At 64.4% G+C, this 23,143-nt stretch carries 23 protein-coding genes; 14 read left to right on the top strand and 9 right to left on the bottom strand.

Features of this window, described 5'->3' with window-relative positions; all coding sequences use genetic code 11:
* The first annotated feature begins 86 nt into the window (after positions 1 to 86).
* Positions 87 to 734, top strand: coding sequence for a glutathione S-transferase family protein (locus GVM20_RS03385; RefSeq protein WP_166545901.1), 648 nt, complete (start codon positions 87 to 89; stop codon positions 732 to 734).
* Positions 734 to 1,513: an SDR family NAD(P)-dependent oxidoreductase gene (locus GVM20_RS03380; RefSeq protein ID WP_166545900.1), complete on the top strand. Its 780-nt coding sequence runs from the start codon at positions 734 to 736 to the stop codon at positions 1,511 to 1,513. The genes GVM20_RS03385 and GVM20_RS03380 overlap by 1 nt, the downstream gene beginning before the upstream one ends.
* Here the strand turns inward: GVM20_RS03380 and GVM20_RS03375 are convergent, their stop codons facing one another.
* Together GVM20_RS03375 and GVM20_RS03370 are read right to left on the bottom strand one after the other, a co-directional pair.
* Entirely contained in the window at positions 1,514 to 2,848 is a 1,335-nt protein-coding gene (locus GVM20_RS03375) for a spinster family MFS transporter (RefSeq protein ID WP_166545899.1), read from the bottom strand.
* Complete coding sequence (locus GVM20_RS03370) at positions 2,820 to 3,599, bottom strand: SDR family NAD(P)-dependent oxidoreductase (RefSeq protein ID WP_166545898.1); 780 nt, start codon at positions 3,597 to 3,599, stop codon at positions 2,820 to 2,822. Before GVM20_RS03370 ends, GVM20_RS03375 begins: the two co-directional genes overlap by 29 nt.
* Positions 3,600 to 3,729: 130 nt before the next feature.
* On the opposite strand from GVM20_RS03370, the gene GVM20_RS03365 reads away from it, so the two are divergent.
* The 4 genes from GVM20_RS03365 to GVM20_RS03350 all read left to right on the top strand — a co-directional run bounded on the left by GVM20_RS03365 (position 3,730) and on the right by GVM20_RS03350 (position 9,675).
* Positions 3,730 to 5,055, top strand: a complete 1,326-nt coding sequence (locus GVM20_RS03365) for an aromatic ring-hydroxylating oxygenase subunit alpha (protein ID WP_234031824.1) — start codon at positions 3,730 to 3,732, stop codon at positions 5,053 to 5,055.
* Between the two features lie 212 nt (positions 5,056 to 5,267).
* Complete coding sequence (locus GVM20_RS03360; protein WP_166545897.1) at positions 5,268 to 7,715, top strand: TonB-dependent receptor; 2,448 nt, start codon at positions 5,268 to 5,270, stop codon at positions 7,713 to 7,715.
* 150 nt (positions 7,716 to 7,865) lie between these two features.
* Positions 7,866 to 9,095: an aromatic ring-hydroxylating oxygenase subunit alpha gene (locus GVM20_RS03355; RefSeq protein ID WP_166545896.1), complete on the top strand. Its 1,230-nt coding sequence runs from the start codon at positions 7,866 to 7,868 to the stop codon at positions 9,093 to 9,095.
* Between the two features lie 268 nt (positions 9,096 to 9,363).
* Complete coding sequence (locus GVM20_RS03350) at positions 9,364 to 9,675, top strand: GIY-YIG nuclease family protein (RefSeq protein WP_166545895.1); 312 nt, start codon at positions 9,364 to 9,366, stop codon at positions 9,673 to 9,675.
* A gap of 725 nt (positions 9,676 to 10,400) precedes the next feature.
* Here the strand turns inward: GVM20_RS03350 and GVM20_RS03345 are convergent.
* Positions 10,401 to 11,348: an SDR family oxidoreductase gene (locus GVM20_RS03345; RefSeq protein WP_166545894.1), complete on the bottom strand. Its 948-nt coding sequence runs from the start codon at positions 11,346 to 11,348 to the stop codon at positions 10,401 to 10,403.
* Between the two features lie 145 nt (positions 11,349 to 11,493).
* Here GVM20_RS03345 and GVM20_RS03340 point away from each other — a divergent pair, with 145 nt between their 5' ends.
* Both GVM20_RS03340 and GVM20_RS03335 read left to right on the top strand, forming a co-directional pair.
* Positions 11,494 to 12,495 carry an NADP-dependent oxidoreductase gene (locus GVM20_RS03340; RefSeq protein WP_166545893.1) on the top strand — a complete coding sequence of 334 codons (1,002 nt, stop codon included), beginning with the start codon at positions 11,494 to 11,496 and terminating at the stop codon, positions 12,493 to 12,495.
* Positions 12,492 to 13,031: a nuclear transport factor 2 family protein gene (locus GVM20_RS03335; RefSeq protein ID WP_166545892.1), complete on the top strand. Its 540-nt coding sequence runs from the start codon at positions 12,492 to 12,494 to the stop codon at positions 13,029 to 13,031. Before GVM20_RS03340 ends, GVM20_RS03335 begins: the two co-directional genes overlap by 4 nt.
* A 217-nt stretch (positions 13,032 to 13,248) precedes the next feature.
* Here the strand turns inward: GVM20_RS03335 and GVM20_RS03330 are convergent, their stop codons facing one another.
* On the bottom strand, positions 13,249 to 13,653 hold the full coding sequence (locus tag GVM20_RS03330; RefSeq protein WP_166545891.1) for a PaaI family thioesterase: 405 nt from the start codon (positions 13,651 to 13,653) through the stop codon (positions 13,249 to 13,251).
* 85 nt (positions 13,654 to 13,738) lie between these two features.
* Here GVM20_RS03330 and GVM20_RS03325 point away from each other — a divergent pair, with 85 nt between their 5' ends.
* Positions 13,739 to 15,331: a fatty acid--CoA ligase gene (locus tag GVM20_RS03325; protein WP_166545890.1), complete on the top strand. Its 1,593-nt coding sequence runs from the start codon at positions 13,739 to 13,741 to the stop codon at positions 15,329 to 15,331.
* A 1-nt stretch (position 15,332) separates the two neighbouring features.
* Positions 15,333 to 15,851: a VOC family protein gene (locus GVM20_RS03320; RefSeq protein WP_166545889.1), complete on the top strand. Its 519-nt coding sequence runs from the start codon at positions 15,333 to 15,335 to the stop codon at positions 15,849 to 15,851.
* Between the two features lie 115 nt (positions 15,852 to 15,966).
* Here GVM20_RS03320 and GVM20_RS03315 read toward each other — a convergent pair whose 3' ends face one another.
* Entirely contained in the window at positions 15,967 to 16,335 is a 369-nt protein-coding gene (locus tag GVM20_RS03315) for a hypothetical protein (protein WP_166545888.1), read from the bottom strand.
* The gene (locus tag GVM20_RS03310; protein ID WP_166545887.1) at positions 16,332 to 16,865 is read right to left on the bottom strand and encodes a carboxymuconolactone decarboxylase family protein; all 534 of its coding nucleotides are present in this window, start codon (positions 16,863 to 16,865) and stop codon (positions 16,332 to 16,334) included. Before GVM20_RS03310 ends, GVM20_RS03315 begins: the two co-directional genes overlap by 4 nt.
* A gap of 123 nt (positions 16,866 to 16,988) precedes the next feature.
* Here GVM20_RS03310 and GVM20_RS03305 point away from each other — a divergent pair, with 123 nt between their 5' ends.
* Positions 16,989 to 17,342, top strand: coding sequence for a nuclear transport factor 2 family protein (locus tag GVM20_RS03305; protein WP_166545886.1), 354 nt, complete (start codon positions 16,989 to 16,991; stop codon positions 17,340 to 17,342).
* Positions 17,343 to 17,492: 150 nt separating this feature from the next.
* Here the strand turns inward: GVM20_RS03305 and GVM20_RS03300 are convergent, their stop codons facing one another.
* Genes GVM20_RS03300 through GVM20_RS03290 form a run of 3 tightly spaced genes read right to left on the bottom strand, consistent with a single transcriptional unit; the run spans position 17,493 to position 19,737 of the window.
* Positions 17,493 to 18,014, bottom strand: a complete 522-nt coding sequence (locus GVM20_RS03300; protein WP_166545885.1) for a nuclear transport factor 2 family protein — start codon at positions 18,012 to 18,014, stop codon at positions 17,493 to 17,495.
* Positions 18,011 to 18,412, bottom strand: a complete 402-nt coding sequence (locus tag GVM20_RS03295) for a putative quinol monooxygenase (RefSeq protein WP_166545884.1) — start codon at positions 18,410 to 18,412, stop codon at positions 18,011 to 18,013. Before GVM20_RS03295 ends, GVM20_RS03300 begins: the two co-directional genes overlap by 4 nt.
* 14 nt (positions 18,413 to 18,426) lie before the next feature.
* Positions 18,427 to 19,737: a cytochrome P450 gene (locus GVM20_RS03290; protein ID WP_166545883.1), complete on the bottom strand. Its 1,311-nt coding sequence runs from the start codon at positions 19,735 to 19,737 to the stop codon at positions 18,427 to 18,429.
* A gap of 128 nt (positions 19,738 to 19,865) precedes the next feature.
* Here GVM20_RS03290 and GVM20_RS03285 point away from each other — a divergent pair, with 128 nt between their 5' ends.
* The 3 genes from GVM20_RS03285 to GVM20_RS03275 are packed head-to-tail and all read left to right on the top strand — an operon-like array spanning position 19,866 to position 23,057.
* Entirely contained in the window at positions 19,866 to 20,453 is a 588-nt protein-coding gene (locus tag GVM20_RS03285; RefSeq protein ID WP_166545882.1) for a carboxymuconolactone decarboxylase family protein, read from the top strand.
* Positions 20,453 to 21,718 carry a cytochrome P450 gene (locus GVM20_RS03280; protein ID WP_166545881.1) on the top strand — a complete coding sequence of 422 codons (1,266 nt, stop codon included), beginning with the start codon at positions 20,453 to 20,455 and terminating at the stop codon, positions 21,716 to 21,718. Before GVM20_RS03285 ends, GVM20_RS03280 begins: the two co-directional genes overlap by 1 nt.
* 1 nt (position 21,719) lies before the next feature.
* On the top strand, positions 21,720 to 23,057 hold the full coding sequence (locus GVM20_RS03275) for an aromatic ring-hydroxylating oxygenase subunit alpha (protein ID WP_166545880.1): 1,338 nt from the start codon (positions 21,720 to 21,722) through the stop codon (positions 23,055 to 23,057).
* The last annotated feature ends 86 nt before the right edge of the window (positions 23,058 to 23,143 follow it).

The following is a 23,143-nucleotide window of genomic DNA, read 5'->3' as shown; positions in this document are numbered from 1 at the left end:
CGCGCTTGCCTAGCGCATTTATGAGGGCGACGGGCGGGCTTCGCGCCCCTAGAACTGTGGCAAAATCACTCCGGGAGAGAACATCCATGACCACGCTCCATTCCAGCCTCGGCCCCAATCCGCGCCTCGTGCGGATGTTCATGATCGAAAAGGGTCTGGAAGAAGGGCGCGATTTCACCCGCGTCCATTACGACATCATCACCGGCCAGAACCGGCAGGATGCGGGCTACATGGGCAAGAACCCGCAAGGCACCACGCCAACGCTGGAGCTGGATGACGGCACCTGCCTCACCGAAAGCTGGCCGATCTGCGAATATGTCGAGGAACTGCACCCCGCACCCAACCTGTTCGGCGAAACCCCGGTGGAGCGCGCGACAGTGCGCAAGTGGGCGCGGCTGTTCGATCAGGAGGTCGTCGTGCCGATGACGATGGGCTTCCGCGCCACCACGGGCCGCCCGATGTTCGAACCGCGCATGACCGTCGTCTCGCCCGAGGCGGGCGCGGAGCTGTTCGCACTGGCCGACGAGAAGTGGCGGATGTTCGATGCCTATCTGGGCACGAGCAACCACATCGCGCTGGGCCGCTTCACCTTTGCCGACCTCATCATGTTCGCCTTTGCCAATTTCGGATTCACGGTGGGCTGGAAGCTGCCTGAGGGGACAGACAATCTTGCCCGCTTCGTTGAAACCCACAACCAGCGCCCCTGCGCCGTGATCTGGACGATGGCCGAGTAATGCCTGACCTTAGCGGCAAGGTCGCCATCGTCACCGGCTGCGCCAGCGGCATAGGCGCGGCGGCTGTGCGGCGCTTGCGGGCCGACGGGGCCGCGGTGCTCGGCACGGATCTTGATGCCGCCGCTGGCGAAGCCCTGTGCGGCGAAGTGGGCGCAGAGTTCGCCGTGCAGGACGTGTCCGACCGCGCGCTGTGGCCGCAGATCGTGGCGCGTGCGGTGGCGGCCTTCGGGCGGCTCGACATCCTCGTCAACAATGCCGGGATGGTCTCGGGCGCAGGCATCGGCGATCTCGATGACGAGGCGATGTTCGCCGCGTGGGACCGGGTGCTCGCCGTCAACCTCTCCGGCACGATGGCAGGGTGCCGCGCGGCGATTGCGGCGATGCGTGACAATCCCGGCGGATCGAAAGGCGCGATCGTCAACATCGCCTCGACCACCGCGATGGCGCCGCTGCCCACCGATGTCGGCTATTCGGCCAGCAAGGGCGCGGTGCGGGTGCTGTCGAAGTCCGTGGCCACGTGGTGCGCCCAGCGCGGCCTCAACATTCGCTGCAACACCGTGATCCCCGGCGCGACAATGACCGGAATTCTTGAAGCGGCGGAAGTCCAGACCCCCGGCCTGATCGCAGCCGTAGCGAAAACCTCACCACTGAACCGCCTCGCCGATCCATCGGAAACGGCGGCAGCGATTGCTTTCCTCGCCAGTGACGAATGCCCGTTCATGACCGGAGCAGAGATGCTGGTGGATGGCGCGATGATGGCGATCCATCCGGGGTTCTGATCAGCCCCCGCGCATCTTCTCCAGATAGCCGGTCGGCCCCATCTGCGCCGCGGTCCACACGAAGATCGCCAGCGACAGCAGGCCCGACACAAGGCACACGCCGAACACCGCCACGGCCAGCGAACTATCGCCGTAAGCGGGGCCCATTGCGTCGCTCACCGCACCGATTACGGCGAGCCCCAACGCCTGCCCGACCAGATTGTTGAAGAACAGCGCGATCGCCACGGCAAAGCCCCGGCTGGCAGGCTCAACCGCCGCCTGAATGCCCGACATGATCCCCGCCTGGCTTGCCACGTAAATCGCGTAAGCGACCCCGAACCAGCCGAGAAACGCGGTGAACCCGGTCGAGGTCAGGCTCAGCGCCAGCGGTGCCACGCAGCCCAGGCTCACCAAACCCGGCAGCCACGCGCGCCAGCGTTCGTCACGCAAGGTCAGCCAATGGGTGAGGTATCCGCCGATGAGCGGCCCCGGTATCCCGCCGAGGAAGAAGGTCAGCCCGAGATAGAGCCCGACATCCCCGGTCGAAATCGGGAACTGCCGCAGCATCACCGCCGCCATCCAGAAGGCGAGCGCATAGCCGATCATGATCTGCACCGCCCAGCCGAGCGCCAGGCCCATGAACACCCGATTGGTGATGAGGCTCATGATCGTGCGGCCCAGCGGCAGCTGCGCCATATCGGTGCCCGCCGGCGCATAGCGCCCGCGCTTGGGCTCGCGCACAGTGAGGAAGATCACGAGGCCGAGCAGCAGTCCTGGCAGGCCCATCAGGATGAAGGCCCAGCGCCAGTTGAAAATCTCCGCCAACTGCCCGCCAAACACCAGACCCGACGCCGTGCCAACGGTCGACCCCAAAGTCAGATAGCCCATCGCCTTGGCGAGTTCATGGCGCGCAAAGAAATCGGCGACGAGGCTTTGCGAGGATGGCCCGGAACAGCCCTCCCCCACCCCGACCCCGGTGCGCGCGGCGAACAAGGTCCAGAACCCCGTGGCCATCCCGCAGGCGGCGGTCATCAGGCTCCAGAAGCTGATCGCGCTCGCGACGATGTTCTTGCGGGTCGATCGGTCCGCCAGCCGCGCCGCCGGGAAGCCTGCGAGCACATAGACCAGCGAAAACGCCGCGCCGCCCAGCAGGCCAAGCTCGAAATCCGACAGCGCGAACTCAGCCTTGATGTCCTCGACCAGAATGCCGAACACCAGCCGGTCCGCAACGCTGAACGCACTTGTCAGCGTCAACAGCGCGAGCACGTACCAGCGATAACCGCCCGGCTGATCGCCGGGCTTTGGCCAGCGATAGCCGCCTGAAGCGTCAGTGGTGGGGACGGGCGTAGAGGCCATTGTCCACCGGGATCGTCAGGCCATTGAGAAAGCGCGCTTCGTCCGAAGCAAGGAACAGCACGCAACCCGCGACATCCTTGGGATGGCCGAGCGCATCCATCGCCAGCGGGCCTTCGGGAATATCCATCGGCTTTTCGCCGCCGCGCCCCGAAATGCCCATCACCATCGGGGTTTCAATCCCCCCCGGTGCCAGCGCATTGACGCGGATGCCGTAGCCTTTGTCCTGGAAATCGACCGCAAGGCTGCGGGTCATGCCCGCGATCCCCGCCTTGGACGCGGCATAGGCCGGGATATTGCCATAGCCCATCAGCGCCGCGGTCGATGCCATGTTGATGATCGACGAGCCGCCCCCGCCAACCACTTGGTGGCGATGCTTCATCAGCGGCACGGCATATTTGCAGCCGAGAAAGGTGCCGACCACATGGATGTCGAGATGCAGCTTGAAGTGCGCCAGGCTGCAATCCTCGATGCTCTCGAAGATCACATTGCCCGCGTTGTTGACGAGAATATCCAGCCCGCCGTGACGCTCCTTCACGGCGCGCATCACGTCGATCCATTGCTCTTCGTTGGTGACATCCAGCGCCATCGCGTCGCCGCCGATCGCCGCTGCCACCTGATGGGCGAGTTCGGCATCGCGGTCCGTAACGATCACCTTTGCGCCTTCGCGCGCCAGTGCCTCGCAATCGGCCTTGCCCAGACCCATCGCCCCGCCTGTCACGAGCGCTACCTTGCCCGCTACCCGTCCCGCCATATGCTCTCTCCCAAAAGCTTTTTTGATATGTCGCCAGCCTATCGGGCGGGCAGGTCCGTGCCACTGTCGAAAGCGCGAGGACGCTGGCGGCAAGCAGCGGTGGTACCTGCGCAGCCGAGGAGAGGCGGAAATGATGGAGCCGGAAGAAATCGCGCGGCTGAAGGCGCTGATGGAATGGGAAGGCCAGCGCACCGCGCCGCCTGAAGGCTTCCCGGTCCTGCCCGATATGCCCGCCGGGCGCTACACCTCGCCCGAATACTTCGCGCTCGAACAGCAACACGTGTTCCGCAAGAGCTGGCTGTTTGCCGGGCATCTGGACGAGATACCCGAGCCGGGGTGCTATATGCGCTGGCACAATGCCGGCGATCCGATCGTGATCGTGCACGGCATGGACGGCACAGTGCGCGCGTTCCACAACACCTGCCGCCACCGCGGCGCGCCGGTGGTGACCGAGGATCGCGGCAAATCCTCGCGCCTCATGTGCGGCTATCACAACTGGACCTACAAGACCGACGGGAGCCTGGTGGGCGTGCCCGAACGGCGCGACTTCCCGGCCGATTTCGACATGAGCTGCCGCGGGCTGCTGCCCGTCAGGTGCGAGCTGTTCGGCAAGATCATCTACGTCAATTTCGACATGGACGCGATGCCGCTGCTCGACTGGCTCGGCCCCTTGGCGCGCGAATGGGAGGAGTTCGCCTTCGATCGCATCCGGCTCGCCGCGCGGCACTCCTTCGATCTCCAGTGCAACTGGAAGGTTGCGATGGAGGCCAACATGGAGGTCTACCATGTGCCCTTCATCCACCCGAACACGGTCGCGCCGCTGGTGGACAGCAGCCGCAACCTCAACACCATCTATCCTAACGGGCACGCCCGGATGCTCGCCCCGCCGCCGCGCACCACGAACCGTGAGCACGTGCGCGCGATCGACAGCCCGCCCGGCTGGCGACAGATCGAAAGCGTGGGGGAGTTGGGGCGCACCTGCACCCAGAGCTACACGCTGTTCCCCAATTGGGTCTCACCGCTCAGCAACTACTTCGTGCCGCCGCTGGTGTTCTGGCCGACCTCGCTTGGCACCACCCGCTTGGAGCTGGTGACGATGGCGCTGGATTGGGGCGACGCGCCCGCGCCCGATCTGTGGACGGTCCCTGATGCCAGCCAGCCCAACGGCCGCCAGATGAGCCCGATCATCCTTGAGGACACCCAGTTCGGCGAGGCGATCCAGCAATCGATGCAAGGCTCGGCCTTCCGGTCCGTGCCGCTGTCCTATCAGGAAGCGCGGATCTATTCGTTCCACCAGAGCCTCGACCGGATGATCGGGCCGGAGAATGTGCCCGCGCATCTGAGGGTCGAACCGGTGATCGGCGCCGAATGGGTGTGGCCCAATGATCCGCGTGCCAGCCAGATGGAGCGCGAAACCGCACATGCAGGATCGCACGCCACAGCGGCGGCCGAATGACGTTACGGCATCAATCGGTTTTGGCCGCTTTGCCGAGCCCGTGTGACGTTTTTGCCGCAGTTTGAGAGGCTCACTATCGCTTTTGCGAATGGCGCGCTCGCCGCCGTAACATAGACCCGCGAGACATACCGAAAGGCGTGAGGAGACACGCTGACGGGTTGGGGAAGTACTGGGCACGCGGGATAGCCGCGGTCCGAAGGGGAGAGACGACCATGAATACATTTCGTGCCCGAATTGCATCTGGCGTCCGCGTGGACGGCCTACGCCGCGCCCTGCTGTGCGGCGCCGCGCTGAGCGGTTTTGCCGCAATGCCGAGCACTGCCTTCGCGCAGGATGCGGCGGCTGAAGCGGATACTGTCGAGAACGATCAGGTGATCGTGGTGCAGGCCCGCCGCCAGAACGAAACCCTGCAAGAAGTCCCCGTGACCGTCACCGCGATTGGCGGCGAAACGCTTCAGCGCTTCAATATCGACCAGGTCGCCGACGTGACCAGCCGCGTGCCGACACTCAATGTGCAGGTCGGCGGTTCGGGTTCGGGCGGCCAGCTCTCGCTTCGCGGCGTGGGCTCGTCGAACATCTCGGCAGCCTTCGATTCCGCCGTGGCCTTCGAATATGACGGCGTCGTCGTGTCGACGATGCGCATGGTGCAGGCCGGCTTCTTCGATGTCGAGCAGATCGACGTGCTGCGCGGGCCGCAGTCGCTGTTCTTCGGCAAGTCGGCGACGGCGGGCGTGCTCTCGCTGCGTTCGGCCAACCCCACCTCCGACTGGGAAGTCGGGATGCGTGCCAACTATGAGTTCGAAGAGAAGGGCTACCTGCTCAACGGCTACATTTCCGGTCCGCTGTCTGACACGCTGGGCATTCGCATTGCCGCCCAGTTCAACGATATCGACGAATTCCAGCTGGCCCAGCCCGGCTCTCCGGCGGTCAACCAGAAGCGCGGCCTGACCGACTTCATCGGCCGCGTGACCCTCGACTGGCAGCCGTCGGACATGTTCCGCGCCAACCTCAAGGTGCAATACACCAAGCACGAGAACGATGGTGCGCTGGGTACGGGCGAAGTGTCCTGCGGTGCGAACGGCGTTGCGGATTCGATCTTCCTGCTCGGCGGTGCGGTGAACCTGCCGGCGGGCTATAACTGCAACGTCACTGACCAGCGCTACTACTTCACCGACGCCGCTGCGCCGCTCGCCAGCGGCGTGCCGACCCCGTCGAAAGCCGCTGGCCGCAACGGCGTGCCGTTCGGCGAGACGGACATCTGGTTCGGCCGTCTGCAATTCGAACTCGACCTGTCCGAAACACTCCAGCTGACCTCGGTCACCGGCCTGCTCAACATGAAGGCGGTCGATTTCGAGAGCTATTCCTATGGCGGCTTCATCCCCGGCCCCAATGGCACCCGCCTGCCGGGCGGCGCGGGTTCGTCCGACCCGATCAACAACCTGGAACAATACACCCAGGAACTGCGCCTCGCCTCGGACTTCGACGGGGCCTTCAACTTCATGCTCGGCGCGTTCTACGAAGACCGCACGATCACCTTCGACACCTCGCAACAGGGCGTGAACATCTCGTTCCTCGGGCCTGACCCGGCGACCGGCTTCACCTATGACTGGGACAAGACCCACCTCACCAAGACCGAAGCCCTGTCGTTCTTCGGCAGCGCGATGATCGACCTCACGGAAAAGCTGGAACTGTCGGGCGGGATCCGCTGGACGGACGAGCAGAAGGTCCAGACCATCAGCGTGCCGTACGTTCACACCTTCCTGTTCGGGCCGACCTTCGTGCGGCCGGGCTTCTTCTCGGGCCCGATCAACTTCGCCGATGACAACTTCTCGCCCGAAGTGACGCTGAAGTACCAGGCGAACGAAGATTTCAACATCTTCGCCTCGTTCAAGACCGGCTTCAAGTCGGGCGGGATCGACAACTCCGCACTGCCGTCCAACAGCCTCAGCGCGGCGGCGGCGAGCGGCGACTTCAGCTCGCTGATCTTCAAGTCGGAAGAGGCAATCGGCGGCGAAATCGGCTTCAAGTCGCAGTGGTCGAACCGCGACATCACGCTGAACATGACGGCCTACCAATACGTGTTCAAGGATCTGCAAGTGCAGAACTTCAACGCGCAGACGGTGCAGTTCATCACCAGCAACGCGGGCGAGCTGACCACCAAGGGCGTCGACATGGAAGCCAAGTGGCGCACCCCGGTTGACGGGCTGAGCTTCTCGTCGAACATCTCCTACCTCGATGCCAAGTACACCGACGACTTCCTCCAGCCGGGCGGCCAGGGCGGCACGATCAACCTCAAGGGTCGTCGTGGCAGCCAGGCCCCCGAATGGTCGGGCAACGTCGCGGCCGATTGGGCCATCCCGCTCAGCAACAGCCTTGAGTTGTTCCTGTCGGGCAACGCGGCCTACAATGATGGCTACATCACGGACGAAACGTCGCTCAACGATTTCCGGCAGCCGAGCTTCTGGCTGTTTGATGCCAACGTCTCGATCGGTCATCCGGATGGCAACTGGAAGCTTTCGCTGGTTGGTCAGAACCTGACCGACAAGGTCTTCGTCATCACCAGCGGCGGGCGTCCGTTCCTGTCGCCCACCGGTGACGACATCTTCCTCACCCAGAACCGCGGCCGTCAGATCTTTGCGGAAATCAGCTTCAAGTTCTGATCGTTCCAGCAGGGGAATGCGGGGGGCAGGCCAGCGATGGCCCGCCCCTTTGCTTTTACGCCGCCCCGCCCCGCCGGCTCTGCCAAAAGTGAGCATTGCCCCGGCAGGCTGTAAGGCGGATGCTTCCCGCAACAGTCCGGGAGAACAAGCATGTCACGCGAAACGCTGGTCGAAATGACCCGCAGTCTGGTCGCCCACGGCGCGGCCGATACGATGGAATATGCCGACGATATCGTCCGCATTCCCGCCAGCGCCTATACCGACCCTGATCTGTTCGAGCTGGAAAAGAAGCAGATCTTCCGCCGCCTGCCGCTGATGGTCGCGCCGTCGTGCGAGCTGCCCAATCCCGGCGATTTCAAGGCGATGGACATCTGCGGCGTGCCGCTGCTGCTCTCCCGTCAGAAGGACGGCAGCATGGGCGCCTTTCTCAACATGTGCACCCACCGCGGCAACCCGCTGGCGGCCGGCTGTGGCAATGCCAGCCGCTTCACCTGCGGCTATCACGGGTGGACCTTCAAGGCCGATGGCGACCTGATCGGCGTGGCGGATTCGCAGGATTTCGGCAAGATCGACAAGAGCCAGCATTGTCTGACCAAGTTCCCGGTCCACGAAGCGGCGGGGCTGATCTGGGTGACGCTCGATCCCAATTCCAAGCTCAGCATTCCCGATTACCTGTGCGGGTATGACGATCTGCTCAAGGCCTTCGAGTTCGACGGCTGGACGCTGTTCGCCCAGCGCACGATTCCCGGGCCGAACTGGAAGACAGCCTATGACGGCTATCTCGATTTCTACCACCTGCCGGTGCTGCACAAGGACACCTTCGGGGCGGACTTCTACAACCGCGCCAATTACTTCGCTTTCGGCCCGCACCAGCGCCTGTCGACCCCATCGAAGTTCGCGATCAAGGTGCAGGGGGATGACGATCAGGCGCTCGATCTCGAAGCGCTGGCCGATGACGAATTGCCTCAGGAAGTGCTGGTGCAGGGCGTGTGGACGATCTTCCCGCACATCTCGATCGCCAGCTTCTACGGCGGCGGGCAGCGCGGGGCGCTGGTCAGCCAGCTGTTCCCCGGCGCCACGGTCGGTGAAAGCTATACCACCCAGTACTACGTCATGGAAAACCAGCCCGAAACGCCCGAGCAGGTGCAGGCGGCGCACGACCAGTTCAACTTCCTCGAAATCGTGGTGCGGGACGAGGATTACGCCACCGGCAAGCGCCAGCATCAGGCGCTGCAATCAGGGCTGATGAAAGAGGTGCTGTTCGGCCGCAACGAGAAAGGCGGACAGGTCTTCCACCAATGGGCCGAGCGTCTGACGCGCGCGAGCGACGAGGAGCTGGTGGCGATCTTCGCTCAGGAACAGCGTCAGGCGGCGGAGTAGGGTTGCCACTCTTCGTCATCCCAGCGGTTGCGAAGCACAACCGAAGGTTGAACGCTGGGGTGACGGTCAGGGCTGGTTAGGGGTCGATACCCGAACGGCAGGAACTTTCCAGGATCGAGGCAAAAACCGCCACGCCGCTTTGGGGATCAAGCCGGGGTGCCGCTCATGACCGGAAGTGGGTGGGAAGCTGCCTTCCACTAAAGCGTCACCCCGTGCTTGACACGGGGCTTGGCTTTTCTTCCTCAACCAATGCCGCGATAACGGGCGCATGGAGAAGGGCGGCTGGGTCTACATCTTGGCGAACCGCTATCGCGGTGGGATGTATGTCGGGGTGACCGCAGATGCGCTCGCCCGCGTCTACCGGCACCGCGAGGGAACCGGTTCGCGCCATGTCGCTGATTTCGCAAAGACGCGGCTTGTCTATGTCGAACACCATGACACCATCGAGGGCGCCATCGCCCGCGAAAAGCTCGTCAAGAAATGGCGGCGCGAATGGAAGTTCGCGCTGATCGAGAAGGATAATCCCGATTGGGTCGATCTGTGGGAGCAATGGTTCGCACCAGACGCGCCGCAGAAGTAGCCAAACCCCGTGTCAAGCACGGGGCGACGAGGTGAGGTATGTCCGCAATGGGGTCGATTGCAGAAGGGCAGGAATTTTTCGCGAGCAGGGCAATGCCGACGTGCCGCTTTCGGGATCGCGCATCAGCCCTGCTCACGGCCGCTTGTGGGTGGAAAGCGGTCAATCATCTTTCGCGGATGTCGCCGCATAGAGGCCTGCCCATGCCAAGGCTTCTGCGGCAAAGATTATGATCGCCGAAGTCTTGGACCCAGACCACCAAAGCAGCGTGCCGACAATGAGACCGATGAGAAGGCACGATACGGCCGGGCTAGACATCTTCATGTAATGACAGATGACACAATGGACATGACGGCAGCAATGGGGTCGCTTCCCGAATGGGAGCTTTCGGCAGCGCGGCCGCGATAAACGACATTTTCCTACATGCCCGCCAGCCGCTACAGTCCGTCTCGGTTCTTTTGGCATTGTGATCGGCGCGGCACCGGGGCCGCACGTGCGCGGGGCGGGATGCGTTTTCTCTCGCGGAAAATTTGTTTGTCCGCTCAAGAAATTCGGAACAAGCCTATGTATTTCATGAAGAATAGGACAAGTTGGGAAAGTGACACGGTGTCACCTTTGTCCGGTTTCTGGAGCAATCCGGGGCGGTAGGCTGGTCACACGCAGCGGGCGCAGCGCTGCTGCGCGCCTAGCGAGGACGGGGGCGCCTCCGCGCCCCCGCCTCAAAAGCATCACCCAAACGCCGGGCGATAATTGCTCTCGCCCCATTCCTGACGCTTGGTCCATTCGCCCAGCGGCTCGAGCTTGCCTTCGAGTTCCGGGAAGCGCTCGTAAACGTGGTCCATGTCGACCGCGAAAGGCTTGGTCGGGGCTTCGTTGTTGTATTCGTAGAAGGCCTGAATGCCCTTGGCGAATTGGTCGCGCATTTCCGGGGCCATGGTGTCACCGGCGGCTTCGACCAGATAGCGGCCGAATTCTTCAGGGGTGCAGGGATCATACTTGATCTCCTTGCCCAAAGCTTCGGACAGGCACTGCGTCACCTGCTTGCCGACCAGCCGCTCCGGCCCGCCGATGTTCAGCCACGCGCCTTCCATGTCCGGGCGCTCAAGGCTCGCCAGCATGAAGCGGGCGACGTCATCGAGGCTGATCCAGTTCGCCTGGAGGTTGGGGTTGTGCGGGTACACATACCGGCCCTCATTGACGATGAAGGGCCGCGCCCAGTTGGTCAGCAGGTTGTCCATGAACAGCACGGACCCGAACACTGTCCCCGGCGCGCCCGAACGCCACAGCGCGTTGATGCCCTTGGTGTTCTCGCCATAGGTGAAGGGATCGCCCGGCTTGTCCGGAATCCAGCTCGAGGTGTTCCACACCACGCGCTTCACGCCGATATGCGCAGCGGCCTTGCCGACCTCGCCGATCAGATAGGCGCGGTCGGCGCGGGCTTGCAGCGGGTGGGTGTAGAAGATGTAGTCACTGCCTTCGAGCGCGTCGACGAAGGTTGAGGTGTCGTAGAGATCCATCGGCCGCACCTCGACCCGCTCCACGCCCTCGACCGGCGCGCCCTCCAGCGCGTCCGGGCGGCGCGAGATGGCGCGCACATCGTACCCTGCGGCAAGCGCCTGCCGCACCTGCGCCAGACCTTGCCGGCCGCTTGCTCCGATCACTGTGATAAGTGCCATTCGTGTCTCTCCCGTATTATGATTGCCGGGCAGACTAGGAAGCGCCCCGCCCTCACGCACCGCGCCAATTTGATAGCCAGCGCCTTTTCCCCCCTAGCGAAAAGGCGGGGTTGCCGTAGCGGCGCAGCGCCCGGAATGTGCCGGGATGCAGAACCGTTTCTGGCGCATCGCGCGCCGCCCCGAAGGCACCGACTTCGCCGCCGCGCTGGAGCTGGACGAGGCGCCGCTCGCCCCGCTGGGGGCAGGCGAAATCCGCATTCGCAATTCGCACCTGTCGATGGATGCCGGCACCCGGATGTGGCTGACCGACCGCGAGGACGGGTATCAGCCGCCGCTCCCGCTCGGCATCCCGATGTCGGGGCTGGTGCTGGGCGAAGTGACGGAAAGCCGCGCCGATGGCTTCGCGCCCGGCGATCTGGTGCGCGCCTTCGGGCAGTGGGCCGATGTCAGCACGGTCGATGCAGTGATGTCGGGCGCGATTGTGCTCGATCCGACCGTCACTGACCGCCGCGCGTGGTTCGGCCCGCTCGGCATGAACGGCTGGACCGCACTGTGGGGCGTGGAACAGACCGGCGCGGCCAAGCCGGGCGAGCGGGTGCTGGTCTCCGCCGCCGCGGGCGCCACCGGGATACTCGCGGTGCAGGTCGCCAAGCTGCTCGGCTGCGAGGCGTGGGGCATTGCCGGGGGCGTAGCCAAGTGCGCTTACCTGACCGACGAATTGGGGATCGCCGGGGCGGTCGATTACAAGGCTGCGGATGTGGGCGGGCAGCTTGATGCGGCTGGCGGGTTCGACATCTATTTCGACAATGTCGGCGGAGCGCTGCTCGATCGGGTGCTCACCCGGATGAACCACTATGGCCGCATCGCGGTGTGCGGCTTGCTCGCCGACTACACCGGCGGGGGGCGCACAAGCCCGCGCGAATTCGATCAGGTGCTGATGCGGCGCCTGCGGATCGAGGGGTTCTTCTCGCCCGACTTCATGCATGAAGGCCCCGCCCTCACCCGCCGCTTGCGCGAGTGGACCGAGGTGGGCGAGCTCGTCATGCCCTATGACGTGACGCGGGGGCTGGAAAACACCCTTACCGCCTATGCCAAGCTGTTCACCGGCGGCAATATCGGCAAGGTGATCGTGGAGCTTGACGCATGACCGGAACCCTTGAAGACCGCGAAGCCATCCGCGACATCCTCGCCGCTTATGCCCATGCGATTGACCGGCGGCGGTGGGGGATGATGGAGCATCTGTTTCACGCGGACGCGATGTTCCGCTTCGGCACGATCGAGGGCGATTGGCGCGGGTTTGTGGATCAGGCGCGCGCGGTGATCGACCCGTGCCTTGCGACCCAGCACCAGCTTGGCCAGACGATCTTCGGCTTCGATGGCGCAGACGTCTGCCACACCGAAACCTATATGACCGCAATGCACACCGTCCCGCCGGGCTATCCGCTGGCGGCGGTGTTTCCCGACAAGGGCATGATCTATTCCGCGATCGTGGCGGGCCGCTATGTCGACCGCTTCGAGAAGCGGGACGGCGCATGGCGCATCGCCCAGCGCACCGGCCTCTATGACTGGCGCGAGTTCCGGGTGATGGAGGGCGTTGACCTCTCCGACACGCCCGAAGGCGCGGCCGGATACCACGACGAGCGCGATCCCTCGACGGCAGCCGTGAGGCGGTGGTTGGGGTAGTAGAAAGGAGTTTCTCGCAAAGACCGCGGAGGAAAGGAGACCGCAGAGGCGTTGCTCCCGCCGCGGTAGCGGCGCTTTGATCATGGTTCGCGCCAAGTCGCCAAGGGGCCAAGAGGGAGCGCATGGCCGCGATGACATCCAACATCTTGGCCTCTTTGCGGCTTAGCGTGAGCCAATCTGCGGCCTCTGCTCCCCTGCGGTCTCTGCGCGAACCCGATCAACGCCGGATCGCAAATACCCCGCTCATCGTCGCGATCTGCTCATCGCCGCGCCACACCCCGCCTGACGTATAGGCCGTACGCCCGCCCAGCCGGTCGATCCGCACCCGCGCCTCCAGCCAGTCGCCCAGCCGCGTGCCGCTGAGGTAGTTGACCGTCAGCGTCACGGTCGAGGGCGACAGCCGCGGCCGCTCGGCATCGTAGACTGCGTGGCTTAAGGCAACATCGGCGAAGGTCGAGATCACCCCGCCATGCGCGCCGTCCTGATAGTTGATATGGTGCGGGCAGATCAGCAAACCGACCACCCGTACGCCCTCCCAAGCAGGCCCGAGATAGTACGGCCCGCCATGGTCGAGAAAGCCGGGGGTGAAACCGGCCGGTGCAAAGCCCGAAGGAATGTCCATCCCCGCACCCTAACGCCGCCTGTCGCGCGCGCCGCTATGAATTGTGCCAATGACAGGCGCAGCGCCAGGGCCTATCCTTGCCCGCATGGGAGAGAACACAGCATTGGCAGCGGAGTCCTTTTGCGACGTCGTGCGCGATCACGCGCGCGTTCAGGGGGACGTTATCGCCTTCACCTACGCGGGCGAGGAGATCAGCTTCGCCGAACTCGATGAAGGCGCCAACCGGGCGGCGAACGGGCTGGCGGCACTGGGCGTCAAGCCGGGTGAGCGCGTGGCCTTCCTCGGCAAGAACCATCCGCTCTATTTCGAAGCCTTCCTCGGCGCGGCGCGCATCGGGGCGGTGATGACCCCGGTCAACTGGCGCCTCGCCGCGCCGGAAGTCGCCTATATCCTCGACAATTGTCAGGCCCGCGTGGTGTTCATCGGCGAAGGCTTTGCCGAAGTGCTCGCCGGCATCCGCGCAGACTGCCCGCGGCTGGAGCAGGTGATCGGCATCGACGCGCCGGACTTCGCAGGCACCGATTATCGCACCTGGCGCGACGGCTTCCCCGCCACGCCGCCCGCCCACCGTGTCCGGGCTGAAGACGATGCGCTGCAACTCTACACCTCGGGCACCACCGGCAAGCCCAAAGGGGCGGTGATGACCCATGGCTCGATCCTGTCGAGCCGCGATGCCACAGCCGCGGCAGACGAGATGCGCGGCTGGCAGGAGCCGATCCCGGGCGATGTCACGCTGCTCGCCATGCCGTGCTTCCACATCAGCGGCACCGGCACTGGCATCGGCACGATGGTCGCGGGGACCAATTCCATCGTCCTGCCGGAATATGATCCGACCAAGGCACTGGACCTGATCGCCAATTTCAACATCTCCAAGATCTTCCTCGTCCCCGCCGCGATCCAGATTCTGCTCAACCACCCGCGCGTGGCCGAGACCGATTTCAGCCGCCTCAAATACATCACCTACGGCGCCTCACCGATCCCGCTCGAACTGATGCGCGAGGCGATGCGGGTGATCGGCTGCGGCTTTGTGCAGATGTACGGGATGACCGAGACCAGCGGCACGATCGTCGCGCTCGATCCCGAGGATCACGTGCCCGAGGGCTCGCCCCGGATGCGCAGCGTCGGCAAGCCGCTGGCAGGAGTCGAGCTCAAGATCATCGACGAGGCGGGCAACCCGGTCCCGGTGGGCACCGTGGGCGAGATCGCAACGCGTTCAAGCAAGAACATGCGTGGGTACTGGAACAACCCCGAAGCCACCGCTGCGACCATCGATGCCGAAGGCTGGCTGCGCACGGGCGACGCCGGATACCTTGACGAGGACGGCTATCTCTACATCCACGACCGGGTGAAGGACATGATCATCTCGGGCGGCGAGAACGTCTATCCAGCCGAGGTCGAGAACGCGCTCTATTCGCACCCCAAGGTGGCGGATGTCGCCGTGATCGGCGTGCCCGACCCCAAGTGGGGCGAGGCGGTGAAGGCCTGCGTGGTGGTGAAGCCGGGCGAAACCCTGACCGAGGCAGAACTGATCGCCCACGCCCGCACGCTGATCGCGGGCTACAAGTGCCCCAAGACGGTCGATTTCATTGCCGCTCTGCCGCGGAACCCTTCGGGCAAGATCCTGCGCCGCGAGCTGCGCGCGCCCTATTGGGTGGGCAAGGACCGGGCGGTCAACTGAGGTGCTGCCGGTCAGGCAACTGGCCTACAAGGTCAATGATCTTGAAGCGGCAGCAGCGGCGCATCACCGGCAGTTCGGCTCGGGGCCGTTCTTCGTGCTGCGCCATGTCGCGCTCGCGTCATCGCAGCATCGCGGGGAGGCGCGGCCCTTCGACCATTCCAGCGCCTATGGCCAATGGGGCAGCGTGATGGTGGAACTGGTGGTGCAGCACAATCCCGATCCATCCGCGCTGCACGACATGTTTCCGCATGGGTCTGGGAAAGAGGGGCTGCATCACGCGGCGCTGTTCGTCGATGACCTTGAGGCCGAGATGGCCCGCTTCAAAGCCGAGGGCGCGCCCCTTGCGCAGCTTTCGGTGACGCAGACGGGCACCGCCTTCGCCTTTGTCGATACCCGCGCGAGCCTGGGGCATATGCTGGAATTGTATGAGCCGACGCCGCAACTGACGGGGTTCTACGATTTCGTCGCGGCGGCGGCTCAGGGGTGGGATGGGCGCGATCTGCTGCGGGAGTTGGGTTAGTCCCTCCTCGTCATTGCGAGCGTAGCGAAGCAATCCATGGCCGCATCATGCAATTGCAATCAGCGGTCCATGGATTGCCGCGTCGCCTGCGGCTCCTCGCAATGACGAAGACAGACTAGGCACCCGCCAGCTCCGCCAACCCCACCAACTCCGCGCGGCATTCTGCATCCGCCAGCGCTGTCACCACTGAGAAAGCGACAAACCCCGGCTCGCCCAGATGCGCGACCATTGCGGCGGCTTCGGCGTCGGTGATCGCGGTATGCTCGAACGGCATCCGCCGCGCATAGGCGATGGCCGCGCGGGTTCCGGCGTCGAGCGCGCTTTCTTCGATCGGCGCGCTGTCGATACCATGCACCTGCGCCACTGCTTGCCGGACCAGCGCCACCAGCGCGGGGTCGAGCGCGCCTTCGGCTTTCGCGCGGAAATCGGCGTAGTGGGCAGCCAGCACCGGAGCGGCGGCCAGCGCGGCGCAGACGGCGGTCATTCTGCGGCCTCCAGCACGGCAGGCGTGGGCAGCACGGTGCGGTCCATCACCTCCGGCTCCAGCCCCATGGTGATCAGCGCCTTGGCGAGCGCGAGGAACAGCGTCACCCCCAGCCCCAACTCGGCGATCTGCGGCGGGGTAAGGTGCCGCTGCAAAGCCGCCTTCGCGTCGCCGGTCAGCAGCTCGGGATCGTGGATCAGCGCGTCGGTGAACTTGAGCACCGCTTTCTCGGTGTCGGTCAGCCGGTCGGAGGTCTCGTAGCCATCGGTGATGTCGTCCACCACCTCCTCGCCCAGCCCCTCGGCCACCGCCTTGTCGAAGCGGACATTGCGGCAGAACCCGCATTCGGTGACGCGGGCGTTGCGCATCCGCGCGACCTCCTTGATCCGCGCCGCCAGCACGTCCGAGCCCCAGAACCGCCCGTAAAGCGCGAAGAAACTTGCCGCGATGGCGGGCTGGTGCGCGAGCACGCTCCCGAAATGCGCCGGTTCGCCAGCAATGGCCGAGGATACGCGCGGAGTGGTCGACATGAAGCTCTCTCCTTCACGATCAGACTAGCCCGAGCCCGCCGTTACGGCACCCTCGCCATTTTCGCAGGGGCGGGGGCGCGGACCTGCATGGCAGATTGCGTGAAACATCGAGGGAGAAACGCCATGCCCGGCGAAGCACAGCGCGTGATCGAGGACTTCTGGCGCATTCAGGACAGCGGTGATTACACGAAGCTGGTCGACCTCTTCGCCGAGGACGCCTTTCTCGAAGATCCGATCTGGGGGCAATACCGGGGCCGCGAGGCGATCCTCGGCTTCATGACGACGATGGTAAAGGAGATGGGGGACCGGAAAGTCCACTTCACCGTCGACGAGATCTGCGGGGACGATCACGCGGTGTGGGCGCGCTGGACGATGCACATGGACGGCCATCCGCCGCGCGGCGGAGTGGGCATCTACAAGGTCAGCGGCGGCAAGATGACCTATTACCGCGATTACTTGGACCCAGTGGGGGAGTAAGCCTGAGTCCCTCCCCGTTCGCCCGGCGAATGGGGAGGTGGCAGCCCGAAGGGCTGACGGAGGGGTAAATCGCTGCCGGAGGATTACCCCTCCGTCACCGCTGCGCGGTGCCACCTCCTCATCCCTCGCAGGACGGGGAGGGATTTCACATCACATCGCCCGGTAATCGGGATGCCCGCTTTCGCGCAGGTCCAGCATCGGCAGCGGGAATTCGGCGTTGGGGCTGGCGTCGGGCTGGTCGGGCATCGCCATCGTCCAGTCCATGATGTAGCGGCGGCTCGAAATCCGCCATTCCCCGTCCCGCTTCTCATACTGGTCGAGATAGCGCCCGCCATACATATTGCCGCGATACGGTTCGGCCTCATCCTCGCGACGGAAGCCCAATGCGATGCCGTAGCATTCGCCCTCCGCCGTGGTGGCCGAGGTCAGATTCACCGCCAGCGACGACAGCAGGTGCCAGCGCCGCCCGGTCGAGCGTTCCACCGCCATCACCACCGGCACGAAGTCCGCTGCGGTGCCCTTGAAGAAGCCGTAGTCGATCGCCGCATCGGGCCAGTAGCAGTCCGCCTGCCCCGCATCATCGACCCAGTCCAAAGTGCGCGAATAGCGCGCGATCAGCTCCTGGATCGCTTGCTTGTCGAGCAGTTCCTGAAGCACGGCCTCGACGTTCATGCCCGCGCGCTCCACCAAGCGGGAATGGCGAGCGGGAAGCGTTCCTGCGCTGTCCGCATCGCCTCGCTCGCATCGGCCGGCAGCGCCGGGTGTTCGGTCGGCGGTAGCCCCCCGCCCGCGCCTTCGACGGGGTCGATGTATTCCAGCTTTATCCCCGCCAGCACATCGGCAAAATCGTGACCTTCGTGGTGGTCGGACATTTGGTGGTGATAGAACGCCCACTTGTCCTTGAAGCTGAGCAGGCAGTAGTAGCTCAGCGGCTCCTGCCCCTTCCAGTATTCGTAGCGGATCACCCCTTCCTCGGTACCGAAGGTGTGGTGGACCATGTCGCGCATGATCGCTTCCCACTTCTCCTCCTTGCCGGGCTGGATCTGGATATGGGCGAGCAATGTGGCCATCGAAGCGTCTCCGTTCAGGCGGGTGTGAGGTTGAGCAACAGCCGGTGGATGCCGAGCATGATCCCGCCCTGATGGCGGAAGTCGTTGCCGGGCGCGTAGGCGAGATCGGCGAAGGCATCGCACAGACGCTCCCACGCGATCATCTGTTCGAGCCGCGAGATGTTGGAGCCGGGACACGACCGCGGCCCCTGACTGAAGGCCAGGTGGCGGGTCGCCGCCTTGCGATCCAGCTTCAGGTCGAGCGGGTCTTCGAACTCGTCCGCATCAATATTCGCCGCCGCCCAGCGCAGGTGGAGCATGGAGCCGGCAGGAACGTGGACGCCCTGGAACACCTCGTCATGCGCGCAGATGCGCGTCGAGAGGCCTTGGGTGGGTGAGCGTAGCCGCATCCCTTCTTCGATGAAGGTGCGGATCGCCGCCCGGTCGCCGCGCAGTTGTGCGAACATCCCCGGCCGGTCGCACAGCAGTTGCGCCTGTTCGGCGATGGCATATTGGGTGGTTTCCAGCCCGCCGATCACCATCGCATAGACCACGCCGTTGATCTCATCATCGGTGAGCTTGCGGCCCAGCGGGGCATATTCGACCTGGGTGAGGAAGCTCACCATGTCGTCCTGCGGAGCGGCGCGTTTCTCGCGGGTTTTCTCCGCCACATATTCCTTCATCCCCGCCAGCAGCCGGAACTTCTCGGCGCTCTGTTCGGGGGTGAGGATGTTCTTGTGCGTCGTCCCGATCACATAGGACATGACCTGCGCATTGCCCCATTGCTCCAGCCGCGGGATGTCTCCGTGCGGGAAGCCCAGCACATCGGCCATCACCCGCTGCGGCAGGGGGCGAGCGAAATCGGCGACGAAATCGACCGCCTCCCCGCGCCTCGCCTTGGCCAGCATCCCGGCGATCAGATCGTCGACATGGGCCGTGATCATCGCCGCATGGCGGGTGCAGCCCGGCCCGACCCACGGATCGGTCAGCTCCTTGCGATGCGCGCGCCATGTGTCCGGATCGGGCCGCAGCGACACGATCGAGGCGACCATCGCGTCGATATCGGGAATGTGGGTGGGCATCTCGCCCGATTGCTGGATATGCGCGACCAGCAGCGACAATGTCGGCGGGAAGCGGTCCCAATCGCGCACCACCCGCTTGATGTCATCATATTTGGTGAGGACGAAGGCGTCGCTATCGGGCGTCAGACCCTCTCCGGGCAGGCGCTGCACCGGGGCCTCGGCATGGAGGATCGCATAGGCCGCGTACCAGTGTTCCTGCGCACCGGGGGCGAACAGATCGACCTCGGCGAGGCTTTGCGGCGCGCCTTCGATACCAGACTGCACAGCCGCCTCTCCCATCGCGGGGCGCTTCGCTTAGCGAATCCGCCAATTGCTCCTATTCACCTTGTCCCGCAGCGTCGACCTTACGGAAACGGGCTATTTTGTGAGGCCCGCCAATGGGAGAGACCGCTGTGAGCCGAATTGCCAAACTGGCGCCGGAGCAATGGGACGAACGGCTGGTCACAGCGATCCAGCCCGACAACCTGACCGATCTCGAACAGGGTCTGACCCGCTATTTCGCGCATTGCCCGGAACAGGCGCTGGGCCTGATGGGCTTTGGCGGCGCGTTGAAGCGCAATCGCACCCTGCCTGACCGGCTGGTGGAGCTGGTGCGGCTGCGAGTCGCGTTCTTCAATCAGTGCCGTTCGTGCATGGCGATCCGCTACTCCGATGCTGTGGCCGATGGCGTGACCGAGGGGTTGGTGTGCTCGCTCGAACGCCCGCAAGAGGCCGAAAACCTCACCGCCGCCGAGAAGGTCGCGATCCGCTACGGCGAGCTGATGGCGACCGATCATCTGGCGATCGACGACGCGATCTATGCCGATCTGCGCGCGCATTTCTCTGAGGCGCAGATTGTCGAACTGGGCATGACGGTGGCGTTCTTCGTCGGCTTCGGCAGGCTGGCCGCGACGTATCACATGGTCGAGGAACTGCCCGAAGCCTTTAAAACTGCCGACAAAATCGCGCCTTGGGGTGCCGAAAAGATTCAGGTGCGCTGATGAATTCGCAGCCCCAGATCAACCTGTTCGACCCCGCGCTCCAGCAGTGCCCCTATGACGCGTACAAAACCCTGCGCGACGAGGCCCCGGTCTACAACATTCCCGGCACGCAAATCTTCGTCGTCAGCCGGTATGACCACGTGCGCGAGGTGCTGATGGACCCTGCGCGCTTCCCCTCGACCGCTGCCAACGAGTTGATGCGCGCGAACCCCACCGACATGGAACGCGGACGCAAGGTCGCCGAACGGTTCCGGGAGAAAGGCTGGCTCCCCGCACCCACGCTGGCGGGCCGCGATGACCCCAACCACAAGCAGATGCGCGCCATGTTCAACGAGGCGTTCAAGCCCAGCCGCATCAAGGCAATCGACCCGCGGGTCGAAAACCTCGCCTACGAGCTGATCGACGAATTCGTCGACGATGGCCACTGCGACTGGGTGCGCCAGTTCTGCGTTCCCCTGCCGCTGTTCATCATCGGCGAACAGATGGGCGCCGCGCGCGAGGATATGTGGCGGATCAAGGGCTGGACCGATGCCTTCTTCCACCGCATCTCGCTGATGCTGCCCGAGGACAAGCACCTCGAAATGGTCGACCGCGAGATCGAGGCGCAGCATTACTTCCAACCGATCTTCGAGCGCCTGCGCGAACACCCGGATGGCTCGCTCATCAGCGTGCTGGTTAACACCGTGATCGAAGGCTGGGGCCGCCCGCTGAACAACGAGGAGCTTCACGCCGAAATGATGGCGGACACCTTCGTCGGCGGCTCGGAAACCACCACCAATGCGCTCGCGGCAGGGATGAAGCTGCTAATCGAGAACAAGGATGTGTGGCACACACTCAAGTCCGATCCCGACAAATACATGCGCAATTTCGTCGAGGAGGTGCTGCGGCTGGAAAGTCCGGTGCAAAGCCTGATGCGCTTCACTCACAAGGACGTGGAACTGGACGGGGTAACGATCCCCGCAGGCTCGGTCGTCAACGTCCGCTACGGCGCGGCCAACCGGGACGAGCGCTTCTTCGAATGTCCCGAAAAGCTCGATCTCGACCGGCCCAAAGCCGGCGCACACATGGCCTTTGGCTCGGGCACGCACCACTGCCTCGGCGCCCCGCTCGCCCGGCGCGAACTCACCTGGGGGTTCCAGGCCGTGGTCGACCGGTTCGAGGACATGCACTTTGCCGAAGGGCTGAACGACTTCAGCTACCACCCGCACTTCCTGCTGCGTTCCCTCAAGCAGCTCCACATCACTTTTGAAGCGAAGGCACGCTGATATGGCCACTCTACTCCGCCCCGACACCGCGCCCCAACGGATCGACACCACCCCCCAGCCGATGCCCGCACTGTCGGCCAAGCCGATCGAGGGCAGCCGCTACTGGTCGCATGACTTCATGGCGCGGGAATGGGAGGGGATCTGGACCAAGACCTGGCTGATCGGCGGGCTTGCTGCCCAGGTCGCCAAGCCCGGCGACTTTTTCACCTATGACATCGGCCGCGAAAGCATCCTCGTCACCCACGGCGATGACGGGCAGATCCGCGCATTCTACAACGTCTGCCCGCACCGCGGGAAACGCCTCGTCATGGAGGAGGAGGGCCATTCCAAGCGGATCGCCTGCTCCTATCACGGCTGGCGCTTCACCCATGAAGGCGAGCTCAATTTCGTCCCCTGCCCGGAAGATTTCGCCGGCGGCACCCCATGCGGCAAGGTCAAGCTGGAGGAAGTGCGGTGCGAGATCTTCGCCAGCTTCGTCTGGGTCAATCTCGATCCCCACGCCAAACCGCTGGCTGACCACCTCGGCCCCGTGGCGCACCAGATCGAGGGCTACCGGATGGAGCAGATGCACCGCACCCACTGGGTCACGCTAGAAGGCGACTGGAACTGGAAGTGCGTGCAGGACAATTTCAACGAGAGCTACCACTTGCCCTTCGTCCACCCGCAGACCCGCTTCGTGATGGAGCAGAGCTACAAGGACTGCCAGTTCGATCTCTACGCGCCGGAGGGCCATGCGCGGATGTTCATGCCCGGATCACGCCCGGCGCGGAGCCTGCGTGGGCATACCGACACCGTGCTGGAAATGATGGCGCAGGAGCTGACCTATTGGGGCCTCGACCCTGAAGATTTCCGCGATGATCCGCTACGCACCCGCGAGGCGCTCCAGCAGGCCAAGCGTGAGCGCGGCGCGGACAAGGGTTATGACTTCAGCCACTTCCACGATGCGCAGCTGACCGATCATTTCCACTACACGATCTTCCCCAACATCAGCTTCAGCCTGAAACCCGACGGCTGCATCTGGCTGCGCGCCGACCCGCACCCGACCGATCCCGAGCGGTGCTATTTCGACATGTGGTATTTCACTTGGTTCCCCGAAGGCGCGGACCGGTATTATTCCTACTCGATGGGTGAGGAGGTCGACCGCACCATCCCTGTCCCGCACAAGCGCGGCAAGGTCGGCGAACTGAGCTGCGGTCCGGGCATCGATCAGGACGTGAGCATCTGGAGCGAGCAGCAGAAGGGCCTGCGCTCACGCGGCTACAAGGGCGGGCATCTGGCAGGACAGGAAGCGCGGGTGCGGTTCTTCCACGATACGATTGATCGCTGGCTGGGGGAGTAGGGCGCAACCTCGTCATTGCGAGCGTAGCGAAGCAATCCATGCCCTGACGATTGCGACACCGCACGTCTGCCGGATTTCTGGCTCAC

Source organism: Porphyrobacter sp. SLTP (assembly GCF_009905735.1).
GTDB lineage: Bacteria > Pseudomonadota > Alphaproteobacteria > Sphingomonadales > Sphingomonadaceae > Erythrobacter.
Note: the sequence above shows the minus strand (reverse complement) of the source record. Positions and strands in the feature narration are given on the sequence as shown.

Excerpts from the sequence above, each read along its gene's own strand:
- GVM20_RS03275 (WP_166545880.1), top strand. The coding sequence starts at position 21,720 with ATGGCCACTCTACTCCGCCCCGACACCGCGCCCCAACGGATCGACACC.
- GVM20_RS03335 (WP_166545892.1), top strand. The coding sequence starts at position 12,492 with ATGACCGGAACCCTTGAAGACCGCGAAGCCATCCGCGACATCCTCGCC.
- GVM20_RS03325 (WP_166545890.1), top strand. The coding sequence starts at position 13,739 with ATGGGAGAGAACACAGCATTGGCAGCGGAGTCCTTTTGCGACGTCGTG.
- GVM20_RS03355 (WP_166545896.1), top strand. The coding sequence starts at position 7,866 with ATGTCACGCGAAACGCTGGTCGAAATGACCCGCAGTCTGGTCGCCCAC.
- GVM20_RS03360 (WP_166545897.1), top strand. The coding sequence starts at position 5,268 with ATGAATACATTTCGTGCCCGAATTGCATCTGGCGTCCGCGTGGACGGC.
- GVM20_RS03310 (WP_166545887.1), bottom strand. The coding sequence starts at position 16,865 with ATGTCGACCACTCCGCGCGTATCCTCGGCCATTGCTGGCGAACCGGCG.
- GVM20_RS03340 (WP_166545893.1), top strand. The coding sequence starts at position 11,494 with ATGCAGAACCGTTTCTGGCGCATCGCGCGCCGCCCCGAAGGCACCGAC.
- GVM20_RS03330 (WP_166545891.1), bottom strand. The coding sequence starts at position 13,653 with ATGGACATTCCTTCGGGCTTTGCACCGGCCGGTTTCACCCCCGGCTTT.
- GVM20_RS03305 (WP_166545886.1), top strand. The coding sequence starts at position 16,989 with ATGCCCGGCGAAGCACAGCGCGTGATCGAGGACTTCTGGCGCATTCAG.
- GVM20_RS03350 (WP_166545895.1), top strand. The coding sequence starts at position 9,364 with ATGGAGAAGGGCGGCTGGGTCTACATCTTGGCGAACCGCTATCGCGGT.
- GVM20_RS03295 (WP_166545884.1), bottom strand. The coding sequence starts at position 18,412 with ATGGCCACATTGCTCGCCCATATCCAGATCCAGCCCGGCAAGGAGGAG.
- GVM20_RS03345 (WP_166545894.1), bottom strand. The coding sequence starts at position 11,348 with ATGGCACTTATCACAGTGATCGGAGCAAGCGGCCGGCAAGGTCTGGCG.
- GVM20_RS03385 (WP_166545901.1), top strand. The coding sequence starts at position 87 with ATGACCACGCTCCATTCCAGCCTCGGCCCCAATCCGCGCCTCGTGCGG.
- GVM20_RS03300 (WP_166545885.1), bottom strand. The coding sequence starts at position 18,014 with ATGAACGTCGAGGCCGTGCTTCAGGAACTGCTCGACAAGCAAGCGATC.
- GVM20_RS03280 (WP_166545881.1), top strand. The coding sequence starts at position 20,453 with ATGAATTCGCAGCCCCAGATCAACCTGTTCGACCCCGCGCTCCAGCAG.
- GVM20_RS03365 (WP_234031824.1), top strand. The coding sequence starts at position 3,730 with ATGATGGAGCCGGAAGAAATCGCGCGGCTGAAGGCGCTGATGGAATGG.
- GVM20_RS03380 (WP_166545900.1), top strand. The coding sequence starts at position 734 with ATGCCTGACCTTAGCGGCAAGGTCGCCATCGTCACCGGCTGCGCCAGC.
- GVM20_RS03370 (WP_166545898.1), bottom strand. The coding sequence starts at position 3,599 with ATGGCGGGACGGGTAGCGGGCAAGGTAGCGCTCGTGACAGGCGGGGCG.
- GVM20_RS03375 (WP_166545899.1), bottom strand. The coding sequence starts at position 2,848 with ATGGCCTCTACGCCCGTCCCCACCACTGACGCTTCAGGCGGCTATCGC.
- GVM20_RS03315 (WP_166545888.1), bottom strand. The coding sequence starts at position 16,335 with ATGACCGCCGTCTGCGCCGCGCTGGCCGCCGCTCCGGTGCTGGCTGCC.